Here is a 6,616-nt window from a genome sequence, read left to right on the forward strand (position 1 = left end):
AGGAGACGAGAGAAATGATTGATTTACATTGCCACATTTTACCAGGAATTGATGATGGTGCAGAAGACATCAATGCGAGCATCGCTATGGCAGAAAAAGCGATTAGCCAAGGAATCACGCATATCCTTTGTACCCCACATCATAACAACGGAAAATATCGCAATCCAAAGTCTGAAGTCATTTCTCTCGTTACTTCTTTACAAGAAGAATTGGACGCACGGAACTTGTCTTTGACAGTACTTGAGGGACAAGAGGTGAGAATAACAGGAGATTTAATTGAGGATATACAGAAAAATACCATCCTTTTTACAGATCTTGATGATACGTATATTTTGATAGAATTTCCTACGATTGAAGTGCCTACGTATACAGAACAAATATTCTTCGATTTACTACAGCTGGGAAAGATTCCAGTCATTGTCCACCCAGAGCGGAATGCTCATTTTAGAAAAGACCCTAACAATCTCATCCCTTTTTTAGATATGGGCTGTTTAGCTCAGTTAACTGCGCCAAGTTATGTCGGCGTATTTGGAAAAGAGATCCAAAAAACAGCAAAAACGATGGTTGAACATAATCTTGTTCAAATGGTCGCTTCGGATGCCCACGGCGTTACAAAACGCACCTTTTATTTAAAAGAAGCCTATGATCAAATTGAAAAAGATTTTGGTTTGCAGAAAGTAACATTGATGAAACAAGTGGCAAAAGATTTGATAAACGGGGATCAAATCAGTTTTCCAAGTTATATAGAAGTGAAAAAAAAGAAATTCGGGTTATTTTAGGGGGCAACTGGGTTGTTTGAATTAACGAGAAAAAGAAAAATTGTAACTTTGATAGTTGTAGATAGTTTATTGATCATAGCAGCGAATATAGCAGCTGTATATTTTATGAAGCCCTTCGTGGCAATTCCAAAAGAATTTACATTGATGTCGGTGAGCCTATCAGTCGGTTTCTACCTGTTTTATGGTTCCGTGTTCCGTGTTTTTTCTCGGATCAATCGTTACACGAACTTAAAAGAAATGATCGCTATCTTCTTAGCGGTGTCATGTAGCGCTTTTACTTGCAATGTGATCTTATTTTTTGGTGATGAAACCTATAGCGTGCGGTTAGTGATCTTTACGTACTTTCTTTCGCTCTTTTTGATCATAGCTAGTCGATTGATTTGGCGGATCTATATAGAAAGAAAAAATATGAGAGGGACGTCCAATGAGGTTGTTAAGAATACCTTGATCGTCGGTGCAGGTGAAGGCGGCAGAATTCTTTATAATAGCTTTGTAGGTTCGAAAACGGCAAGTGACATTAATATTATCGGATTTGTCGATGATGATCCGAATAAACGAAACACTTATCTTTCTGGGAAAAAAGTCTTGGGGTGTATCAGTGATTTACCTGATTTGATTCAAAAGTATGAGATCAATATGGTTACGATCGCCATTCCTTCTTTGTCACGGAAAAAATTGCGGAGTATTTTTAGCTTAATTGAACCTTTACATGTCAAAGTCAACACGATGCCATCAATGGAAGAAATCGCCTCTGGAAAAATCAGTACCTCACGTTTGAAGAAAATCGATGTCGTTGATTTGTTAGGCAGAGATGAAGTCAAATTGGATATCGACTCCATTAAAGATCAAATTACTGGAAAGACGATATTAGTGACTGGCGCTGGCGGATCGATTGGCTCCGAAATCTGTCGCCAAGTGATTCAATTCAATCCTAAAAAACTAGTTTTATTAGGACATGGAGAAAACTCAATTTACTTAATTGACCGTGAGTTGAAAATTAATTTTAAAGACAATATTACCGAAATCGTTCCCGTTATAGCCGATATACAAGATCGTGAAAAGATGTTTGAAATCATGAACGAAGTCAAACCGGATATCGTCTATCATGCGGCAGCCCATAAACACGTGCCATTGATGGAATACAATCCTAAAGAGGCAGTCAAAAACAATATTTACGGAACCAAGAATACCGCTGAAGCTGCTAAAGCCGCGAAAGTGAAGAACTTCGTAATGGTCTCTACAGATAAGGCCAATAATCCGCCAAACGTCATGGGTGCGACCAAACGCATCTCTGAAATGATTGTTACTGGCTTAAATGAAAAAGGTTGCACGAAATTTTCTGCTGTGCGTTTTGGCAATGTCTTAGGTTCAAGAGGCAGTGTGATTCCAGTATTCCGTGAGCAAATAGCAAAAGGCGGACCAATCACAGTGACTGATTTTCGCATGACTCGCTATTTCATGACGATCCCTGAAGCAAGCCGCTTAGTTATTCAGTCAGGGGCGCTTGCTAAAGGTGGCGAAATCTTCGTTTTAGATATGGGTGAACCGGTGAAAATCGTTGATCTTGCGAAGAATATGATTCGTCTAAGTGGTTATAGTGAAGAAGAGATTGAGATTGTTGAAACTGGGATTCGACCTGGTGAAAAATTATACGAAGAACTATTATTGGATAAAGAACGGAATGATGAAGCAGTCTTTGAGAAAATTTTTGTAGGAAATATTACTGGCTATTCTTTTAATAAGGTTCTAGACTTTATAGAGAATTTACCAGTAAACGATAAAGATTTAGCAGTAAAAATTGTAAAGTTTGCTAATGATTCTAATAAATAGAGTGAGGTACTTATAATGATAAATATTCCTTTTTCGCCACCAGATATTACTAATCAAGAAATTGAAGAAGTTATTGACACATTAAAATCCGGATGGATCACAACAGGTCCAAAAACAAAAGAACTTGAAAATAATATATCAAACTATTGTGGAACAAAAAAAAGTATTTGTTTAAATTCTGCAACAGCTTGTATGGAAATGTGTTTAAGGATGTTGGGAATAGGCCCCGGAGATGAAGTTATAACAACTGCATATACCTATACTGCAACTGCAAGTGTTATTGATCATGTAGGTGCAAAAATAGTATTAGTTGACACGGATGAACTATCATATGAAATTTCTTGTGATGCATTAGAAAAAGCAATCACTACTAAAACAAAAGCAATAATTCCTGTGGATATAGCAGGAGTAATATGTGATTACGAAAAAATATTTGATGTGTTAGAAAATAAAAGGAAGTTGTTTACTGCTGATAACGAAATCCAGAGATTGTTTAATAGAGTAATTGTTTTATCAGATGCTGCTCATTCTTTTGGGGCGACAAGATATGGAAAAAAGAGCGGTAATATAGCTGATTTTACAAGTTTTTCTTTTCACGCTGTTAAGAATCTAACCACAGCTGAAGGGGGATGTTTAACCTGGAAAGATTTAGGCAATGAAATAAATCAAAAAATTTACAATCAAATTAATTTGCTTTCTCTTCATGGACAAACGAAAGATGCCTTAGCAAAAAGTCAGCTTGGATCTTGGGAATATGATATTGTATTACCTGCTTACAAATGTAACATGACGGATATTCAGGCTTCATTAGGATTAGTGCAACTAAAAAGATATTCAGATTTATTAATGAAAAGGAAAAAAATTGTTACAAATTATATGCAGTTATTGAAAGAAAACATTCATACTGTAAATCATGAAAATTCTAGCATGCATTTGATGTTAACAAGATTTGATAATTCGATTTTTGAAAGAAACGAGATTATAAACAAATTAGCAGAAGAAGGAATAGCTACGAATGTTCACTACAAACCGCTACCTTTACTTACAGCTTATAAAAATATGGGGTTCAAAATGGAAAATTATCCAAATGCATATAATATGTTTATCAATGAAATCTCTTTACCTCTTCATACCAATTTAGATGAAGAGCAAATAAGCTATATTGCTAAAAAATATAATGAGTTGGTAAATTAATGGATAGACAGACATATTTGTATAAAATTGACGATAAAAAGTTTGACGTTTATAAAGAAGAAATTAGAAAGAAATATATATATTTATTAATTAAAAGGTTTACGGATATTCTTTTGTCTCTTTTGTTAATAATAGTTTTGCTTATTCCAATGCTTATAATCTTTATTTTAATATATTTGGAAGATAGAAACACTCCGATTTTTTTACAAGATAGAGTCACAAAAAATGGTAGAATTTTTAAAATTATAAAGTTCAGAAGCATGAAAGTATCAAATAGCACTCAGTATTTAACGGTCAATAATGACTCTAGAATTACTAAAGTTGGAAAATTCATAAGAAAGTTTAGACTTGATGAGTTACCTCAACTATTTAATATATTGCTAGGTGATATGTCTTTTGTTGGTGCACGACCAGAGGTTCCAAAATATGTTAATTTTTATAATGAAGAGATGTTGGCAACATTGTTACTTCCTACAGGTGTTACTTCTAGAGCAAGTATCATGTATAAAGATGAAGCAGAATTATTGAATAAATCTAAAAATACAGATGAAACCTACATCAAGGAAATTCTCGCGAATAAAATGAAATACAACATTGATTATATGAAAAAAATTAGTTTTAAGGAAGATATTAAAATCATCTTCTTAACTATAAAAGAGGTGTTTTTTTGAAAAAGCTAACTATTTCAATCATTATAGTAGCGATGAATGAAGAAGAGTATCTGGAAAATATTTTGGGAGATTTACTAAAACAAACATATAGTCACAGTTTAATTGATGTAATATTGATTGATAGTTTATCTACTGATAACACTTTAGAAATTATGAGAGAGTTTAAAAGAAAACAAAATTTTAGGAATACAATTATACTTTCTAACGAGAATAAGAGATTAGCTTATGGATGGAATCTAGGTATAAAAAACGCTAAAACAGATTTGGTTTTAAGAGTTGACGCACACTCTTCAATTCCGAATGATTTCGTTGAAAAGAATATTTTTCGAATAGAACAAGGAGAAAGAGTTTCTGGGGGGGCACGACCGAATGTATTGGCACCTTCTGATAATACTAAATGGAATGATGCATTATTAGCTGCAGAGGGAGCGATTTTTGGATCTAGTATCGCTCCCTACAGAAATTCTAAAAAGTCAAAATATGTAAATAGTATTTTTCACGGGGTTTATGAAAGAAAAATATTTGATGAAATTGGTTTATTAAATGTAAGTTTGGGCCGTACTGAAGATAACGAAATTCATTACAGGATGAGAAAAAACGGCATATTACTTTCATATGATCCTGATATTATTTCATATCAATATGTAAGAAGCAGCTTGAAAAAAATGATTAAACAAAAGTTTTTCAATGGATATTGGATAGGCTTAACGACTTATGTTTGTGCCAAATGTTTTTCAATATTTCACTTTATACCTTTTTTATTTGTTCTGAGTCTTTTATTTAGTATGATTCTTTCAGGATTAAACATCACGTCGTTACCATTAGTGCTAATTATTTCAATATATATTATATTTTTGGTATTAACAACCATGATTACCTTTATTCAGAAAAAATTTAATATTTATTATCTTTGCCTAATATTTATACTACCACTTCTACATTTATCATATGGCATGGGTACATTATTAGGATTTATTATGATTCCTTTTAGAAAAGAAGGGTTGAAGAATGGTAAAAAAACAAGCTTATTTGATACTGGCTCATAATGCCCCTCAAATATTTCATGAACTAGTAAAGAAAATAGATTTTTCGAATCATGATATTTTTGTTCATGTCGATAGAAAAACACCTATTGATGATTTTATTGCAATAAGAGATCATGTTAAATATTCTAAAATTTATTTTTTGGAGAATAGATTTGAAATTAAATGGGGATCATATAATATAGTAAAAGCTGAGATTGAGTTATTAAAAACTGCTCTAAGAACAAATGAGTATTCTTACTTACATTTACTTTCAGGTGTAGATGCATTAATTGAAGATAAAGAGGAGATCTTTAATTTTTACAATGATAGCAAAGCAAAACAATTTATACATTTTTGGAAAGAAGATGAGATGCAGAAAAATTTATTTATGGATCGATATAAGACGTACGATATTCTTTTACCCAAAAACAGAAACAAATTAAATAAATTACTTTATCATTCAGTGAGGTATCTGTCTATTAAACTTCAAAAATTTTTCAGAATAGAACGTAATTCAAACATCAATTTTTATATGGGTTCTCAATGGTTTAGTATTACAGATACTTTTGCCCAATACTTAATTGGGAAAGAAAAAGAAATTGATAATATTTTTCGAAGAACACTTTGCCCTGATGAAAGTTTCGTACAAACATTATTTATGAATTCTTCATTTTGTGAAGGTATAAGAATTAATATGGATAATGATTATTCGAGAATAAAAAGATGTATTGATTTCACCCATGGAACTCCTAAAGTTTGGGGGAGAGATGATGTTGAATATTTAAAATCGTCATCTAACTTTTTTGCAAGAAAATTCGATGATGTTGAAGTTGTTAAACAGCTTTCTGTTTTTAAATCTAACAAGAGGTGAATTATGGATTACAAACTAGCAACATTCGCAGATCTAAATAAAATTGTAGATTTTCATTTGGAAAATTTTGAAGGATATTATTTAACTAATTTAGGAAAAGACGTTCTTAATAAGTATTATTACTTTTTTTTAAATAATAAAAAAAATAAGTTTTTTTTGGTTAAAGACGGTGAAGAAATTGTTGGTTTAGCTTTATTTGTTGAAGATTTCGAAGAACAAATAAATGTTTTCTATAAGAATAATTTC

The 6,616-nt window shown here is 32.1% G+C and carries 7 protein-coding genes; all 7 read left to right on the plus strand.

The features are described from left to right. Positions 1-14: 14 nt before the first annotated feature. Positions 15-779 (plus strand): tyrosine-protein phosphatase, encoded by a 765-nt coding sequence (locus A5878_RS06055; RefSeq protein ID WP_086294933.1) that lies wholly within the window; start codon positions 15-17, stop codon positions 777-779. Between the two features lie 12 nt (positions 780-791). After that, positions 792-2,609: a nucleoside-diphosphate sugar epimerase/dehydratase gene (locus A5878_RS06060; protein ID WP_086294934.1), complete on the plus strand. Its 1,818-nt coding sequence runs from the start codon at positions 792-794 to the stop codon at positions 2,607-2,609. A 15-nt stretch (positions 2,610-2,624) separates the two neighbouring features. Beyond that, positions 2,625-3,803, plus strand: coding sequence for a DegT/DnrJ/EryC1/StrS aminotransferase family protein (locus A5878_RS06065; protein WP_179190630.1), 1,179 nt, complete (start codon positions 2,625-2,627; stop codon positions 3,801-3,803). After that, a complete protein-coding gene (locus A5878_RS06070) occupies positions 3,803-4,474 on the plus strand; it encodes a sugar transferase (RefSeq protein ID WP_086294935.1) in 672 nt (223 codons plus the stop codon). The genes A5878_RS06065 and A5878_RS06070 overlap by 1 nt, the downstream gene beginning before the upstream one ends. Next, entirely contained in the window at positions 4,471-5,520 is a 1,050-nt protein-coding gene (locus A5878_RS06075) for a glycosyltransferase family 2 protein (protein WP_086294936.1), read from the plus strand. The genes A5878_RS06070 and A5878_RS06075 overlap by 4 nt, the downstream gene beginning before the upstream one ends. Beyond that, positions 5,483-6,370 carry a beta-1,6-N-acetylglucosaminyltransferase gene (locus A5878_RS06080; protein WP_086294937.1) on the plus strand — a complete coding sequence of 296 codons (888 nt, stop codon included), beginning with the start codon at positions 5,483-5,485 and terminating at the stop codon, positions 6,368-6,370. Before A5878_RS06075 ends, A5878_RS06080 begins: the two co-directional genes overlap by 38 nt. 3 nt (positions 6,371-6,373) lie before the next feature. Then, the coding region (locus A5878_RS17495) for a hypothetical protein (RefSeq protein WP_179190631.1) at positions 6,374-6,616 on the plus strand (243 nt) is incomplete at its 3' end.

Source organism: Enterococcus sp. 3G6_DIV0642, from assembly GCF_002140635.1.
Lineage (GTDB): Bacteria > Bacillota > Bacilli > Lactobacillales > Enterococcaceae > Enterococcus_D > Enterococcus_D casseliflavus.